This window comes from Vibrio sp. J502, assembly GCF_025397955.1.
GTDB lineage: Bacteria > Pseudomonadota > Gammaproteobacteria > Enterobacterales > Vibrionaceae > Vibrio > Vibrio anguillarum.
Map to the genome: position 1 here is coordinate 1,263,313 of NZ_CP104554.1, position 18,037 is coordinate 1,281,349.

The 18,037-nt window shown below is 43.6% G+C and carries 10 protein-coding genes; 3 read left to right on the plus strand and 7 right to left on the minus strand.

Annotated features, from left to right (window positions below):
* Positions 1-10 precede the first annotated feature (10 nt).
* The 7 genes from N5E84_RS05975 to N5E84_RS06005 all read right to left on the minus strand — a co-directional run bounded on the left by N5E84_RS05975 (position 11) and on the right by N5E84_RS06005 (position 12,175).
* Positions 11-4,852 carry an NAD-glutamate dehydrogenase gene (locus N5E84_RS05975; RefSeq protein WP_019282703.1) on the minus strand — a complete coding sequence of 1,614 codons (4,842 nt, stop codon included), beginning with the start codon at positions 4,850-4,852 and terminating at the stop codon, positions 11-13.
* 182 nt (positions 4,853-5,034) lie between these two features.
* Entirely contained in the window at positions 5,035-5,253 is a 219-nt protein-coding gene (locus N5E84_RS05980) for a DUF2835 domain-containing protein (RefSeq protein WP_013856912.1), read from the minus strand.
* Positions 5,254-5,318: 65 nt separating this feature from the next.
* The gene (pepN, locus tag N5E84_RS05985) at positions 5,319-7,925 is read right to left on the minus strand and encodes an aminopeptidase N (protein ID WP_069212043.1); all 2,607 of its coding nucleotides are present in this window, start codon (positions 7,923-7,925) and stop codon (positions 5,319-5,321) included.
* Between the two features lie 210 nt (positions 7,926-8,135).
* Entirely contained in the window at positions 8,136-8,819 is a 684-nt protein-coding gene (locus N5E84_RS05990; protein ID WP_019282704.1) for a hypothetical protein, read from the minus strand.
* A gap of 141 nt (positions 8,820-8,960) precedes the next feature.
* Complete coding sequence (prc, locus tag N5E84_RS05995) at positions 8,961-10,955, minus strand: carboxy terminal-processing peptidase (protein ID WP_017041969.1); 1,995 nt, start codon at positions 10,953-10,955, stop codon at positions 8,961-8,963.
* Positions 10,956-10,972: 17 nt separating this feature from the next.
* The gene (gene proQ / locus N5E84_RS06000; protein WP_017044692.1) at positions 10,973-11,602 is read right to left on the minus strand and encodes an RNA chaperone ProQ; all 630 of its coding nucleotides are present in this window, start codon (positions 11,600-11,602) and stop codon (positions 10,973-10,975) included.
* 99 nt (positions 11,603-11,701) lie between these two features.
* A complete protein-coding gene (locus tag N5E84_RS06005) occupies positions 11,702-12,175 on the minus strand; it encodes a GAF domain-containing protein (protein WP_017041971.1) in 474 nt (157 codons plus the stop codon).
* A gap of 91 nt (positions 12,176-12,266) precedes the next feature.
* On the opposite strand from N5E84_RS06005, the gene N5E84_RS06010 reads away from it, so the two are divergent.
* Genes N5E84_RS06010 through N5E84_RS06020 form a run of 3 tightly spaced genes read left to right on the plus strand, consistent with a single transcriptional unit; the run spans position 12,267 to position 17,986 of the window.
* Positions 12,267-14,063, plus strand: coding sequence for an ABC transporter ATP-binding protein (locus tag N5E84_RS06010; protein ID WP_069212044.1), 1,797 nt, complete (start codon positions 12,267-12,269; stop codon positions 14,061-14,063).
* A 31-nt stretch (positions 14,064-14,094) separates the two neighbouring features.
* Entirely contained in the window at positions 14,095-15,354 is a 1,260-nt protein-coding gene (locus N5E84_RS06015; protein WP_019282705.1) for a paraquat-inducible protein A, read from the plus strand.
* On the plus strand, positions 15,347-17,986 hold the full coding sequence (locus N5E84_RS06020) for an MlaD family protein (protein WP_019282706.1): 2,640 nt from the start codon (positions 15,347-15,349) through the stop codon (positions 17,984-17,986). The genes N5E84_RS06015 and N5E84_RS06020 overlap by 8 nt, the downstream gene beginning before the upstream one ends.
* The last annotated feature ends 51 nt before the right edge of the window (positions 17,987-18,037 follow it).

An 18,037-nucleotide genomic window follows, 5' to 3' on the forward strand; every position in this document is an offset into this window, starting at 1 on the left:
GCGTTATTATTTACTCATTTGCCGCACAATTCAAATTTAAAAGTACTAATTCTCTTAATGCTACTGAGAATTTTGCAAATTCATGTACTGCACCAACTTTAAATTCGTTGAGGATACTCTCCCAGCGCATTAAGGATACTTCATTACTAGCAATCCATTCATCCAGTGCTTTTATTACATCGAATTCTTCTGGCGCACAAGTACAATTCAATACTTGCGCAGTAAGTTGACGCTGCTGCCAGTCTAAATCTTCACGGAATGCAGCGCGAGCTAGTGCTTGCCAGTTGTTATCCACCGCTTGACCGTTAATCTGTTTCAAGAACCAGTGCAGTGATAAACGATCACCCAAGTTAAAGTAAAGCTTAGCTGTCTGAGCAACGGTCTTACCTTTATCACGAGCCACTGTGGATATATCCAGTGCTGAGTACAGGCTTGATAAACGAGCAACGTAATTCGCCAGTTCGGAGTTAATGCCTTTATCAATCCAGACTTGAGCCATGGCATTATGCTCTGCAACCTCTTCAGCAACGAGCATATTGTCTAGTTCAGCGGAAACGGCATTGACGTCAGTTTGATAAAGCGCAATCAAATCTTTGACCGATTGTTTGCCTGAACGATTACGCAGCAACCAACGAGATAAGCGGCGTAAGGTTCGGCGTACTAAGAAAATCACATCGTACTGTGCATCGGCTTCTGCTTTATTGTCGAGTAAACGAACCTGCTCAAGAACACGGCCTAAGCCATAGATTTCTCTTGCCGCAGTGTAAGCATTGGCAATATCGACAACATTCGCACCAGTCTCTTCTTGAAGACGGGTCACGAAATTACATCCCATTTCGTTCACCATCTGATTGGCCAGAGCCGTAGCAATGATCTCTGCACGAAGTGGATGCTGTTGCATGTGCTGAGAATAGTTACGACGTAACTCCGTAGGGAAATAGTTGATCAACTGCTGCGAATGGAATTCATCGTGTGAAATCTCTTCACAAGCCAATTCCTCTTTCAACACCATTTTGCCGTATGCCACTAATACCGATAGCTCCGGACGGGTTAATGCAAATCCCTGCTTCTCACGCTCAAGCAAAGTTTCATCATCTGGAATGTATTCCAATGCTCGGTCAAGGTGCCCTGCTTTTTCCATAGCATGGATGAAACGAATCTGCTCTTTAACTAACGATACACCCTGTTGCTCAGTGACAGAAATAGCTTCAGATTGAGCGTAAGCATCTTCAATAACGATGCCTCCTACTTCGTCTTCCATCGACTCTAAGATCTGATTACGTTGTTTGACGGTAAGATCACCATTCGCCACCAAGCCATTCAAGAAGATCTTAATATTAACTTCATTATCCGAGCAATCGACGCCGCCAACGTTATCAACAAAGTCGGTATTAACACGACCACCAGTTAATGCATACTCAACACGTCCAAGTTGAGTCATACCTAAGTTACCACCTTCACCGATCACTTTTGTACGAAGATCGCGTCCATCAATTCTTAGAGCATCGTTAGCACGGTCACCTACATCAGAATGGCTCTCTTTCGATGATTTAACATAGGTGCCGATGCCGCCGTTCCACAAAAGATCCACTTCCATTTTCAAGATCATTTTAATCAGCTCATTAGGCGCAACAGAAGCCTTCTTAGTGCCGATCATTTTTTGAATTTCAGGCGTTAAGGTGATCGATTTCGCTTTGCGAGAGAAGATGCCACCACCTTTTGAGATCAACTTTGCGTTGTAATCTTCCCAGCTAGATCGTGGCGTGTTGAATAAGCGATTGCGCTCTTCCCAACTTTTTGCTGAATTTGGTGTTGGATCGATGAAAATATGCAAATGGTTAAACGCTGCTTGCAAACAGATGTGTTTAGACAGCAGCATACCATTACCGAACACATCTCCAGCCATATCGCCGATGCCAATCGCTGTGAAATCTGTGGTTTGGCAGTTAATGCCCATCTCACGGAAGTGGCGCTTGACTGACTCCCATCCCCCTTTTGCTGTAATCCCCATGGCTTTATGGTCGTAACCATTTGAACCACCAGAAGCAAAAGCGTCACCTAGCCAGAAATTGTATTCTGCTGACACTGAGTTAGCCAAATCGGAAAATGTTGCTGTCCCTTTATCCGCGGCTACAACTAAGTAAGGGTCATCTTCATCATGACGAACGACATTCTTAGGTGGAACGACTTCACCTTCAATAATATTGTCGGAAACATCGAGTAATGCACGAATAAAACGTTTATAGCAGCGTTGTCCCTCGGCAAAGATCTCATCACGCGTGGTAAACATGTGCTGTTTCTTACACACAAAACCACCTTTTGCTCCCACAGGAACAATAACGGTATTTTTTACCTGTTGCGCTTTCACTAACCCTAGAATCTCGGTACGGAAATCTTCTTGGCGATCAGACCAACGTAATCCGCCACGTGCTACTTTACCACCACGTAAATGAACACCTTCAATATCAGGCGCATAAACGAAGATTTCGAAAGCCGGCACAGGAGCTGGAATTTCAGAAATCTCTTTCGGTTTCATTTTTAAAGAAAGCCAAGGTTTGATCTGATTGTTTTCATCCAGCTGGAAGTAGTTAGTACGGATCGTTGCACTGATCATCTCCATATAACGACGAATAATACGATCATCATCCAAGCTATCAACACGATCTAACTCTTCAGTAATAGCGTTAATAAGATCCGTTTGCCCTTTTTGAGCCCCTTTGTGTTTAGGATCAAACCGCTTTAAGAATAGTTCCACCAGCCCTTTTGCTACATCTGGATAATGGCTGAGTGTATCTTCAATATATTGTTGACTGAATGGGAAACCCACTTGGCGCATGTAACGCGCATAAGCACGAAGAATCGATACTTCGCGCCCAGTTAATGACGCGCCGAGCACTAATCGGTTGAAGCCATCACTCTCTAATTCGCCAGCCCAAACAGCCGCAAATGCTTGTTGGAAACGATCTCTTGCTTCTCGAAGATCGACACTTTTATCGCTCTTATGCAGCATTGAGAAATCTAGGATCCAATACGTTTGTCCATTTAACTTGCGTACTTCATAAGGTGACTCTCCGATCACCCTCAGCCCTAAGTTTTCCAACATCGGCATCACATCAGAAAGATGGATTGGCTCGTCACGGTGATAGAGTTTTAACCGCACCGCTTTTGAATCGGCCGCTTCTTCTTGTGGGCGATAGAACAACATGCCGAGTTTGTGCTCTTCATCTAAGGCTTCCAATCGCTGGATATCATCCACCGCAGAACCCGGCATCATGTCTTCTTTGTAAGAACGAGGGAATGCGCGCATGTATTCTTTCGATAATGGCAGTCCTTTACTCTCTCCAAAGTTTGCTACGATCGCATCTGATAAACGATCATCCCAAGTTGATGATGCTTCCATTAAATTCTGCTCTACCGTTTTTACATCGACATCCATATTGTTATTATCAACACGTACGATGTAGTGTGTTCTTGCCAATGGGCTTTCTGAAAAATAAGTGGTGAACTCAACATCTTGCTCACAACCAAAGTACTGTTTGAAAATTCGTTGCGTTTGGCGGCGAAGCTCGGTGTTATAGCGCTCTTTGGTCACATAGACCATGCAGCTGAAGAAACGACCAAACGGGTCTTTACGAACAAACAGACGCAGCAAATCCCTATCTTGCATTTGCACTACGCCCATCCCCACTTCTAACATCTCTTCTTCACGTGCTTGCAGTAACTCATCACGAGGATAGTTTTCTAGAATATTGTGCAGCGCTTTATAGGAATACGAGCCTGCACGATAACCGCTGGCTTTTAGGATACGTTCTACTTTTTCGCGGATCAGCGGAATAGTTTCGACACTTTGGTTATACACCGCCGAGGTATATAGACCAGTGAAGCGATGTTCACCGATCACTTTACCTGCCTTGTCGAACTTTTTAACGCCGATATAATCGGTATAAGCTGGGCGGTGGATACGTGATTGGGTATTGCCTTTAGTGACAATCAATAAAAAAGGCTTTTTGGCTTCAAGGCGCGCAGAATCAGGAAAGTCAGATAATTTTACGCTGCGCACACGTTTTGAATCAGAAAATAAACCCAACCCTTTTTCTGCTGTTGGTCTCAGTTCAGTATCGCCTTCGACCGTCACGAGGTCGTATTCTTTGTATCCCATGAAAGTGAAATTATGGTTTCCCATCCACTTTAAGAATTTGATGGTTTCTTCGTAACGATCACTTTCTACAGGAATGAACTCTTTTTGTGTCTCCAATTGCGCAATCACTTGCACCAGTTTTTCTGACATTGGTTGCCAGTCTTGCACCACTAAAGCCGTATCGCTCAGAATACTAAGCAACTCATTTTTCAACTGTGTCATCGCTTCTTTGCTGCTAAGGCGGTCGACTTCAATATGAAAAAGAGATTGCAGAACACCCTCACCTTGGTTTACCGAAGTAATAACACCGTTATCGGTGCGCGAGATTTGCGTTGGCCCATTGAGCATAAGGTGTGACGATAAATCCAAACGGCTGAGCGCCATTTTAATGGAGTCCACAAGAAACGGGCTATCAGGGATTACTATTTCAACAATCGTGTGCGTTGACTGCCAACCTTGGCGGCTTACTGTCGGGTTAAATACCCGTACTGAACGCTCCTCTGGGTTTTTCTCGTTAATATGATGCCATAGGCTAACTATCGCACCATATAAGTCAGATTCATTACGTTCAGTCAGATCATCTTTCGAAATGTTACTAAATAGATGTTGAGCAAGTTGGGTCACGAGCGGTTGATGAGCAAGATCGAGTTTGTCTTGAATCAGTTTGTACACTTTTTCAAGCAGAACTGGCACTAAAGTTTCACGCGCAGTCATAGTAGACTCCAAGATTATTATTTTTGTAGGGTATGCGGTAAGCATAGCGCTTACCATTGGTAATGCTTGCTTTATTGTAAAAGCTTTATTGACAAATAGTTAACAGTTTTAGGGCAGGTCTGAGGTGAAATGTTTGAGAATGTGATTAAGATTCCTATTTAAATATCTAGAAAATCAGCGGCTCACAGAGTTTCTAACTTTACAAACTTGTTATTTTGGTCAGTTGTCAGCCGAAATCGGCCTTTTACTCCAATTTGGCTAAGAAATGGACGAAATCGAGATGCGGGTAGCTGAAGGCGTAAACCTTGATCTGTGTAGACTTGTACAGAGCTTGCTACACCAGAATAGTGCGCTAAGTAAGTTTGATAAGAAATATTGAGAGTAAAATAGTATTGCTTCATAGCCGTTAACCAAAATAGAGCGAGGAGACCTATCTGTCACCTCGCTCTTAGTAGAGTTAAGATCCTTAAGATTCGAGCGCTTTTGTTACTTTTTCAAAGAGATCTCGAGCTAAATTATCCATTGACTTCAAAGTCTCCAACTCCGATTTCATCATTGCTTGACGAGTTTCATCGTAGAGCCTGAATTTAAGTAAAGGATCAATTAAACGCGACGCAACTTGGGGGTTACTATCATTGAGTTCACGCAGTATCTGCCCTGCAAAACGGTATCCCTCACCCGATTTTGCATGGAAATTAACTGGGTTTGCGCTGAGGAATGAACCAATTAAACTGCGAGTACGATTTGGATTTTTTAAGCTAAATGCTTCATGTTTCATGGTTTGTTGAATGGTATCCAAAACACTTGGCGCGGGGTTAGTCCCTTGCAGTGCAAACCATTTATCCATCACCAATCCATCGTGTTTCCATTTATTGCTGTAATCATCCATCAGTGCTTGACGGCACATAAGCTGTGCACTATTCGCAGCGCTCATAGCGGCGATAGTGTCAGTCATGTTGTTGGCGCTGTGATACTGAGCCAGCACCAAATCATTGCCTTGGTCGGTATAAGCTAAATAAGCAAGGCAAGTATTGCGCAATGCTCGTTCACCAATTGCACTGTGTTCAATGCTATATGCTGTCTGTTTTAAACTGTGGTAAACCGCATTGAGCTCGTCTTGCAATGCGTTAGCAAGCTGTACTTTCATCGCTTTCAGTACGGTCGCTATGGCATCAACATCCACACGTTTATACCAACCTGAAACCTCATTATGGCTAGGCAATGAGAGCATTTCCGCAATAAAAGCAGGCTCTAGAGCCTCACTCAGTAACACACCACGGAATGCATCAACTACCGATTCAGGCAAATCCGCCGCCTTACCCGACTGCACTCCAAACACATTGCTACGGATATATTTGGCTAACAACATTTGGCCTGCGTCCCAGCGAGCAAATTCGTTGCGAGCATTGACCATCAAGAAGATCAGCTCATCATCACTGTAGTCATACTCCAGTTTCACTGGTGCTGAAAATTCGCGCAACAAGGAAGGGATCGGTTTCTCTGGCACATTTTCAAACACGAAGGTCTGCTTGGCCTGTGTTACGTTCAGTACATTAGAGATTTGCTTTCCGTTACATTGTAACTCAATTACATCACCATGAGCGGTGTATAACTCAACATCAAAAGGAATATGCAGCGCTGCTTTCTCTTTTTGCTCGTGCGTTGGTTCGGTTGTTTGCTCTACGGTTAAGGCATAGGTTTTCTGTTGTGTGTCATATTCAGTGCTCACTGAAACAATCGGTGTACCAGATTGGCTATACCATAAACGGAATTGGGTAAGATCGACGCCTGAAGCATCTTCCATCGCTGCTACGAAATCTTCGCAGGTAGCGGCAGTGCCATCATGACGCTCAAAATAGAGCTTCATTCCTTTTTGGAAATTCGTTTCACCCAATAACGTATGCATCATACGAATCACTTCACTGCCCTTTTCATAGACAGTTAATGTATAGAAGTTATTCATTTCTATCACTTTATCGGGACGAATTGGGTGTGACATTGGACTGGCATCTTCAGCAAATTGTGGCCCACGAATAATGCGCACATTATTAATGCGATTCACGGCTCTCGACCCTAAATCAGATGAAAACTCTTGGTCACGGAATACCGTTAGGCCTTCTTTTAAGCTTAATTGGAACCAATCACGACAAGTGACGCGGTTACCAGTCCAGTTATGGAAATATTCGTGGCCAATCACCGCTTCAATACCTAAATAATCAGTATCGGTAGCGGTTTTTTCATTGGCTAACACAAACTTAGAGTTAAAAATGTTGAGCCCTTTATTCTCCATTGCACCCATGTTGAAAAAGTCAACGGCAACGATCATGTAAATGTCGAGATCATACTCTAAGCCGAAGCGTTCTTCGTCCCACTTCATTGCGTTGATAAGTGATGTCATCGCATGAGAAGCGCGGTCGAGGTTACCTTTATCAACAAAAATCTCGAGGGCAACATCGCGACCAGACTTGGTTTTATATTGATCACGTAATACGTCAAAATCACCCGCAACGAGAGCAAATAAGTAAGCAGGTTTCGGATGTGGATCTTGCCACTTCACCCAATGACGCCCTTCTGCGAGATCGCCATGTTCGATACGGTTACCGTTACTTAATAAAAATGGATAATCTTTTTTGTCAGCAATTACGGTCGTTGTGTATTTTGCAAGAACGTCTGGACGATCGAGGAAGTAAGTAATGCGACGGAAACCTTCCGCTTCACACTGAGTACAGAACGCACCACCCGATTTGTATAACCCTTCTAGTGCGGTATTCGCTTCAGGGTTAATCAGTGTCACGATCTCCAATTCAAACTCTTGAGGTAATGATGAGATCGAGAGCCCGGTTTCAAGCAGCTGAAAATCTTGCCATTCGGTGCCATTCACTTTGAGCGATTTCAGCTCAAGGTTTTCACCATCCAACACCAATTGGTTACTCTCTTTTTGCTGCTTAACGTGAGAAACGGCAGTCACTGTGGTGTTGGTATCAAAGAGATCGAATATTAATTCGAGATCCGTAATGGTATGTGATGGAGATTGATAATCTTTGCGATACTTGGCTTGGGGTGTATGAGCCATGTCGTAATCCTTGTTGACGGAGTGAAATGTGACGTTTTTGATAAACATTCAGTAAGATGGCTATAGATCTAAGGCTTGTTATCATTAATAACAACCCCTCAAACCGAAAAACGAGGCATTTAAGACAAATACCCCGTTATTTCGCTGACAATTTACCCATATATCAACAGATTTCACTCATTGCCTTTCTTATGATAGAAGATTGCAAGACTACGGATTTACTCGCGCTAAAACAGCCGACATGGAACCATTCTCCACTTCTAAAGTTAACATATCGCTAACAAGCGTATAGCGGGTATCATGTTCTCCGTCTTCATAAAGGAGCACCAAATGATCACCTTCTGTGTAGTACACCCCTTTATGGATCGATTCGTTACCATTAACACCACTTACTCTGAACATAAATACAAAATCCGGCTGTAAAACGAGATCAAGTTGGTTAATGTCGGTTGCTATCGCATCTTCACCAAATATCCGTTTGCTAGACCACACCCCTGCCAACGCATTTGGTAAAGCTTTAGTGAAGATAATGCCGTTTAAGTTGAGCATGTTGTGGTTCATTTGGTATTGATAAACTTGAGGTTGCGATGAATTAAGCCCCAAAATCAAGCTGTTATCGCTGGCGTCAAATTCACCTTCCCAGTGCTCCACATTATAATTTTTCTTTTGAATATCGATCTTGAAACGATAATTCGATTCCAAGGTCAGTTTAATAGAACGAAAATCATCGGAAGAAGTGTCAGGATTGGGGTTAAGTAGGTACCAATCACCAAGTAAAAAAGGGAGATCAAACTGAGTTAAGTCTTGATGAGTCTGCGTACCACTACTTTGACTTTGTGCCGCACTGGTGCTGATAAGAACAATGCAGGTAAAAATGATGCTTATCCATTTCATAACACGCTCCTCGCTTTTTTCTTAAGCTTAGAACCGGTTGTACGATAAAGCGAAATGTTTGATCTGTATCACGTTATTTATTTGGTTTAAATAAGATCAAAAAAGCGAGCACTAAGGCTCGCTTTTCATTGATACTGGTTGCTAATTTAGCATATCAACAGTGATCGCCACTGCTTCTTCTAAATAAACATCTGGAGTTTCATAATCTTTAGGCACATCTTGCAAGGTTTTATAGGGCTTCAAACCATTGGCGGCTTGTCGCATGTTAATCCGCGCCAAACGCAATTCATCTGCCTTGTCACTTTCTTGCTTACGCACAGATTCATTGAGAGAAATGGTGTTGTCATCTTTCTCCGCTTTATACTTTGCAATATCCTCGTTAATGAAACCGAACTCCATATCGTTGGCAATACGAGCTTGATGCTGTGCAGATAACTTAGCAATCAGTTTTTCATTAGCTTGTAACTTGTCGTATTTAGCTCGCTCAATTTGATCCCAAGGGAGTGCATTAGGTTCCACGCTCTCACCGGTATCTTTTGCTTCAATCGCAGTGGGTAACGCAATATCAGGCACCACACCTTTATTCTGCGTACTACCACCATCAATACGATAAAATTTCTGAATCGTATATTGAACGTAGCCTAATTCTTTATCAAACAAGTCGTAGATATGATTCAACGAGCGATGCTGTTGAACCGTTCCCTTACCGAATGAGTTTTCGCCAACAATGATCGCTCGTCCATAATCTTGCATTGCCGCTGCAAAAATTTCTGAGGCTGATGCGCTGTAGCGATTCACCAATACCGTCATAGGCCCCTGATAACTGATTTTTCCATCCGTGTCACTATTGACGTTTACTCGTCCATAGCTATCGCGAACTTGCACAACCGGACCGCTTTCAATAAATAAGCCGGATAATGCCGTCGCTTCCGTTAATGCACCCCCACCGTTATTACGCAAATCGACGATCACGCCATCCACTTTTTTCTGCTTCAGTTCAGTCAGCAATTTGTCCGTGTCTTGCGCTAAACCGACATAGAAGCTAGGGACTTCAAGCACGCCGATTTTCTTGCCATTTTTCTCGATGATTTTTGATTTAACCGCTCGATCTTCTAAACGAATTTTGTCTCGAACAATAGTGACAACGTGACTTTTAGCGTCTTTACCTTCCGGCAAAACTTGCAACTTCACCTTAGTGCCTTTCGGGCCTTTGATCAGTTGTACGACATCATCTAAACGCCAGCCGATAACATCAACCATCTCTTTGCCATCTTGGCCCACACCAATAATACGATCGCCTTCACCCAACTGCTTGCTATTTGAGGCAGGACCACCCGCAACTAACGAACGAATGATGGTGTAGTCGTCGGTCATTTGCAGTACAGCACCAATCCCTTCCAATGAAAGATTCATTTCTGATTGGAACTGCTCGGCATTACGTGGAGAGAGATAACTAGTATGCGGATCAACTTCACGCGCGAAAGCATTCATATAAAGCTGAAATACATCTTCACTGTGGGTCTGAGACAGACGTTTGATCGCGTTATTATAACGCTTGCCTAGCGTTTCTTTAATTTCCGGCCACTCTTTACCCGTAAGCTTTAAGTTCAGTGCATCATATTTGACACGTTGCTGCCATAACTTATCGAGCTCGGTTTTATCTTTCGGCCAAGCTGCTTTTGAGCGATCAAGTTCCATCGATTCATCGGCTTCAAATGTAATTTCTTTGTCGAGCAGAGAAAGCGCATATTGAAAACGCTCAAAGCGCTTTTGCATTGATAAGTTATAAACATCAAATGCAATTTGGTTATTGCCAGCCTTGAGTTGATCATCAAGTTGTGTCGACCACGTATGAAAGGAATCAATATCGCTCTGAGTAAAGATATTGCGGTTGTAGTCGAGCAGTTCGAGATAACGATTGAAGATAGCTTGCGAGAAATCGTCATTCAAGTTGAAGTGTTTGTAATGAGAACGAGTAAAACGGGAAGTCACACGCTTACTCGCCGTTTCATGCTGCATTTCTGGGGCAAGAAGAGGTAAATCTTCTTTGCTAAGAGTGGCTTCTAAGGCCTGAACGGATGACGCTGCTAGCCATAGGCCAGCAGCGATCAACGTTAATTTTGAACGGCATTTCATGCGTAGGAATTTCTCCTTTATGCGCGCAAGTGCTCCGCTTTCACAACCATTTGTAGGCCGTTGACAAGTTGAACGCGCACATCTTCCTTATTAACTTCAACAATGGTCGCAGCCATGTTTCCTTTACCCATGTTTACGTTCACTTGTTTGCCAGTGATCATTTCATCAGCATTTAAAGCGCGCGTCTCGACAGGTTTTTCAGCTTTTGGCGCTTTCGCTTGAGGACGACGAGCTTGTGCTTGAGGCTTTTTCGCTTTTGGCTGCTTCGCTTTTGCCTCTTCGCGTGCTTTTTGTCCTTGCTCTTTACGACGAGCCTGTACTCGAGCTTTACTTTCTGCCAATGCGGCTTGTGCGTGCTCTACATGTTCTTCTTCTAACTCTCCACATGGGTTGCCATCAAGGTCAACACGAGTTGCACCTAGTTTAACACCATGTAGATAACGCCATGACGACGTGTATTGTCTTAACGCAGCACGCAGCTGTGTTTTACTTACTTTTGAGTCTTCGTTTAGGCGTTCAGCAAGATCTTGAAAAATACCAATTTTCAAAGGCTTTGCTTCACCTTCTAAAGTAAAGCACTTAGGGAAACATTCAGCAATGTACGCAATAACTTCTTTGCTGTTTTTTAACTTTTCAGTGTTTTCCATGAGGATTCCTGGTTTATGCGGTCTTTCCGCGAGGCATTAAGATAAATATGTTCAGTATTATAGTGACCTAAATGCGAAAAACCACAGGCAATGACCAATTTATGCCTTGTTAGCGTGTGAATTGAGCAGCTTTTCTATCTCAATCATTAATTCTGCCATCCCTTTCTCATCAATTTCAGAAAAACGGCCAATTGTTGGGCTATCAATATCCAATACTCCCACCACTTGGCCATTGATAGAAAATGGCACCACCAACTCAGAATTGCTCGCAGCATCGCAAGCAATGTGACCAGCAAACTCATGGACATCATAAACACGTTGTATACGGTTAGTCGCCGCCGCAGTACCACACACACCTTTTCCTAAGGGGATGCGTACACAAGCTGGTTTTCCTTGAAAGGGACCGAGAACCAGTTGCTCTTCTTTTATTAGGTAAAAACCCACCCAGTTAAGATCTTCAAGCTCCATGTTAAATAAGGCGCTCAAATTGGCAAGATTAGCGATTAAATCCGTTTCAGATTCAACCAGTGCCACCGCCTGCTTGGTAAGACGGCGGTATTCTTCTATGTTCATATAAACTCAACGACCTTTTGAAAACGGAAGACATCTATTTTTGAACAGCGTACAATTTCTCACACGATAAATAGGATGCATTCTCATCATAATGACTAATTCCAATGACACTATTAGCCGCTCTTGGGTAATAAAACAAGTAAAAAAACATCGACCTACACTTCTATTTGCCAATGCGATCGCGGTTATTGCAACGCTGGTTAGTGTCCCTATTCCACTATTAATGCCATTAATGGTCGACGAAGTTCTGCTGAATAAACCCGCTTCTGGTTTGGCGATGATGAATACTATTCTACCGACGTCGATGCAAAATCCAACAGGCTATATTGCGCTCACGTTATTACTAGTGGTCTTGATGCGTAGCGTCAGCCAAGCGCTCAACATACTTCAAAGCCGTCAATTTACTTTGGTGTCCAAAACCATCACTTACCAAATGCGCTGCAAAATGATTGATAAATTAGGACGGATCAGTATCAGGCAGTACGAAACCAAAGGCAGTGGTGGTATTAATGCTCACTTAATCACCGACATCGAAACCATTGATCAATTCATAGGCAGCACACTCAGTAAATTTATCATCAGCCTACTGACCGTGTTAGGCACAGCAGGTGTTCTACTCTGGCTTGAGTGGCGTTTAGGGCTGTTTATTTTATTGGTCAACCCGATTGTGATTTACTTTTCACGTAAACTCGGAAGCAAAGTTAAGCATCTGAAAAAGCGAGAAAACCAAGCGTATGGACGCTTTCAAAATCGGCTAGTCGAAACATTAGATGGCATTTATCAATTGCGTGCCGCTAATAAAGAGCGAGAGTTTCTCAATGAACTTAAGCAGCAAGCCAACCAAGTCCGAGAGAATGCAGACAAATATGCATGGCAATCAGAGGCTGCAGGGCGCGTCTCATTTCTCCTATTTTTACTTGGTTTTGAGCTATTTAGAGCGGTCGCGATGCTGATGGTGGTCTTTAGCGACTTGACCATAGGGCAAATTTTTGCCGTTTTCGGTTATTTGTGGTTTATGTTAGGCCCAGTGCAAGAGCTGCTGAGTATTCAATTTTCTTGGTACAGTGCAAAGGCGGCCTTTCATCGCATTAATGATCTGCTTGCACTGGAGGAAGAGCCTCGCCCTATTTGCAAAATTAACCCATTCACAGATAACCGCCAGGTCGATGTTGAGGTTTCTCACGTTAATTTTGCCTACGATAGTGAAAAAAGTGTGCTCAACGATCTCTCGCTCACGATTCCGGCGGGTAAAAAAGTTGCGTTGGTTGGCGCAAGTGGTGGTGGGAAATCCACGTTGATCCAACTGTTAATTGGTGTGTATCAACCCAATTCCGGGCAGATCCGTTTTAATGGTGCGACCACTGAAGAGATAAGTTTTGATATTATTCGCGATAACATTGCCGTGGTATTACAACAACCTATACTATTCAACGACACCTTAAGGCATAATTTGACCCTCGGCGGTCAATATGCAGAAGAGGAATTATGGCAAGCGCTGCATATTGCACAACTGGATGATGTGACTGCGAATCTCAGTGACGGTTTAGAAACGCTAGTTGGCCGAAATGGTATTCGCTTGTCGGGCGGACAACGTCAACGTTTAGCCATCGCTCGGATGGTACTGAGCAATCCTAAATTTGTTATTTTGGATGAAGCAACATCCGCGTTAGATACGGTAACTGAAGCGGCATTGCACAATGCTCTGACTGGATTTTTGAAAGGTCGAACTACTTTAATTGTTGCGCACCGCCTTTCGGCAGTGAAACAAGCCGATATAATTTACGTGCTGGAAGATGGTCAAGTTAGCCAAATGGGTACGCATCGAGAATTAGTCGAGCAAGATGGGTTATATCAGACCCTTTATGGAAATCTCCAATCGTACGTTTAGTGATTGGGTAACAATAAATTAGGATGATTGTTTGTCTCAACATTCAGCGCTTATTCAACATCCACAATCACCTAACGGCGTGAGGTTGTGTCACGGCTGTGAATTGGCCGTTGATCTCGTCGAGGTTGAGCATGGAAAAAGTGCCTATTGTCCACGCTGCGGTACCCAACTGTACCGCGGTGGGTCTCCCTCTTTATCTGGGGATTTAGCCGTCGCCATCACTTGCTTGTTACTGTTTATCCCCTCTCATTTTTTTGAATTCATCAGTATTCGCTTGGTTGGGGTGATGATCCCCGCCACCTTGCAATCCGGTGTGTTTGCGCTGGCTGAAGAGGGCTTTGGAGCGCTCGCTTTATTGGTACTATTTTGCAGCTCTATTGCGCCACTTTTAGTGTGTGGTTCCGTAGTGACCGCTCATATCGCCTTGCGTTATCGATGGTTTCATCTACTGCGTGGCTCACTGATCATTATTCAGCGATTAAAAGCGTGGGTAATGCTCGATGTTTTTTTAGTCAGCGTGGCGGTATCTTGTTTTAAACTTCAAGATTATTCCGACATTTTTATCGGTGTGGGGTTGTATGGTTTAGTTTTGCTGCAACTGGCAACCGTATTGCTAGCGACTCGAGTTAGCGTAAGGCGCTATTGGCAAGCGTGGCAGCCAGAGAATCAATATGCCTTCGAGCGTAAAGAGGTGCATTGCCACCATTGCCATCTTTCACAACCCGAAAATACGCACTGCGTGCGTTGCGCGCAAAAATTATATCACCGGAAACCCAACTCGATACAACGAACTTGGGCCTATTTAATTGCAGCAAGTGTCGCTATTTTCCCCGCGAACCTGATTCCAATATCGATTTTAATTACCAACGGACAGCGATTAGAAGACACCATTTTCTCTGGTGTTGCGTCACTGATTAATAGTGGTATGGTCGGAATTGCAATCATCATTTTTGTGGCCAGTATAATCGTGCCTATTGTAAAAATATTCGGCCTGACCTATCTATTACTGGCGATTAAATTTAAGCGAACGGTTTACCACCGTCAGAGAATGAACATTTATTTCGCGATTAAATGGATCGGCAAATGGTCGGTAATGGATCTGTTTGTCATCTCAATTATGTTGACACTGGTTGATCGCGGTCAAATTCTCGACTTCACTCCCGGTTATGGAGCCGTTGCCTTTGGCTTGGTGGTTGTACTCACCATGCTCGCCACGGAAAGTATGGACCCAAGACTCATCTGGGATAATTACCCAGAAATCGCAGACCAAAACGAGCCTTCACATGAGTAAACAAATTTCAAGCCAGCCCTCATACACTCCCGATGTTAAGCGAAACAGGGGCATCTCACCTTTGTGGATACTGCCCATACTCACCATGGCGCTCGCAGGTTGGTTAGTCGTTAAAGCCATTCACGATGCTGGCGAACGAATCCAGATCTATTTTTCGGACGCACAAGGCTTAGTCGCAGGGCGAACAACAATTCGCTACCAAGGGCTCGAAGTCGGCATGGTAAGAGATATTAAACTGTCCGAAGGATTAGAAAACATCTATGTGGAAGCCGATATTTATCCAGAAGCTACTCAGTTACTCAATGACAATACCCGATTTTGGTTAGTGAAGCCAACGGCCAGTTTATCTGGCGTTTCAGGTTTAGATGCATTGGTTTCAGGAAACTATATTGCGATTCAACCGGGTAACGAAAATAGTTCAGCTGAACACGATAAAGTGTTTAGTGCTTTAGATGGTGCACCTTCTGATCTACTGTCTAATCAAGGGCTTATCATTTCGCTAAAGGCTCGCGATCTCGGAGGTATTTCTGTTGGCTCACAAATCGTCTATAAAAAAATTCCGATTGGTGAAGTGTTTAACTACAAACTCGATGACGATGCAAAGTCGGTACTCATTCAAGCCTCGATAAAAGACGAGTATCGCCACATTATTACCAATGAAAGCCGTTTTTGGAATGTCAGCGGTGTTGGTGCAAGCATTGGCTTTGAAGGTGTTGACGTCCGCTTAGAAAGTTTAAGTGCATTAATCGGTGGTTCAATTGCCGTCGATTCACCGGACGGTGGGGAGCCTGTTGAACAAAATACCCAATTTAGTCTCTATCGCGATTTAAAAACCGCAGGGCGTGGTATCCCTGTGAAAATCACCCTACCCGATCAGCATAATATTAACCAAACCGGTGCCCCCATCATTTACCGAGGAATAGAAGTCGGTCAAATCACGGAATTGCAGCTCAGTAAAAGTCACCAACAGATCATCGCCTCTGCCGCTATCCAACCGGCTTTTAGCGATATGCTCAATTCGGGAAGCCGTTTTGTGTTGGAAGAGGCCAAAGTCTCACTCTCTGGAGTTGAGAACATCGGTAATTTGATCAAAGGGAATTACTTGACACTCATTCCTGGTAAGGGCGAAAAGGCCAGAAGTTTCACTGCAATTCGCCAATTTGAATTTAATCAGTCACAAGCAAAATCGATTGCTATCAAACTTACAGCTGAAAGCTCATATGGCTTAGATGTGGGCAGCCAGATTTTGTATCGAGGTATCGCGGTAGGTTCAGTAATTGACGTAAAGTTGCAGCAAGACAGTGTTGTGCTCAATACGCTGATTGATGAAGAGTACTCATCACTCATACGCTCACAGAATCGTTTTTACATTACAGGCTCGGCCACCGCGGAGCTCACCGAATCAGGCCTTAATGTTTCGATCCCTCCAGCCAAACAACTGCTCGCCGGCTCAATCAGTTTCATCAGCGAAGGCGCTGAAAATGCGAGTAATGAGTACCCGCTATATCAAAGTAAATCCTTAGCTGAGCTTGCAAAATATAATCAAAGCGGCTCACAGACACTGACTCTTTTTGCCGACGAGCTTCCTCCCATCAATCCGGGCAGCCCGCTCCTATACCGTAATCTTCAAGTAGGCAGTGTTTTTGGCTTTAAGCTCACGAAAGAAGGTGTGAAAATCGAGGTCAAAATAGAGAATCAATATCGCCATCTGATTACGAATCAAACTGTTTTTTGGAACCGTTCTGGCGTCGAAATTAATGCAACACTTGCAGGCGTAAAAGTCAAAGCCGCTCCTTTAAAAACATTAATTCAAGGAGGCATTGCATTTGATTCGTTGCAAGGCATTGATAACAAAGATCAGAATTTGTGGAAGCTCTATGACAGCTACGATCAAGCACGTAAGGCGGGCCAAGAAATCATCTTAACGGCCGATTCATCCTTTGGCGTTACGCTAGGAACATCCATCAAATATAGCAATATCACTGTGGGAGAGGTTGTTTCTGTAACACCTAATTTCAAGACAAACCAAGTTACACTCCAAGCGAGAATTGAGCCTAGCTACGCATTAGGGATTGCCAGAAATGGCTCTCACTTTTGGGTAGCGAAAACTAAGATTAGCTTCAATGGTGTTGAAAATCTGCAAAACTTACTCAGTTCCAGCATTGAGGTCCAACCCGGGTTTGGCGATGTGCAGTATCAATTTGAACTAGAGAAACAGCCACAACAAGCACTCGGTATTGAATTCACCTTACAAAGTGAAACACGAGGATCAGTGACTGAAGACAGCCCGGTTCTCTACCGTGAAATGGAAGTAGGCAAAGTAACCCATGTTGCTCTAGGAGACTTTGCAGACCGCGTCATGTTTACCATTGAAATCCAAAAAGAGTTCGCTTATCTGGTTCGCAGCAATAGCGTATTTTGGAACACTTCTGGCGTCGATGTATCCATCGGTTTATCTGGTGCAAATATAAAAGCAGGCACGTTAGATAGCATCATGAAAGGCGGAATTACATTTGCCACTCCAGAGCAAAAACAGCTACAGCCTATCGCTAAACAAGGCCAAGCATTTTACTTATATCCTGAAGCCAAACCAGAATGGCACCAATGGCGAACAGCCATACCAAAACCTTAAAGGGTTAACCTTGATTCTTATAAAATGCAGCTGATCGGCTGCATTTTTTAT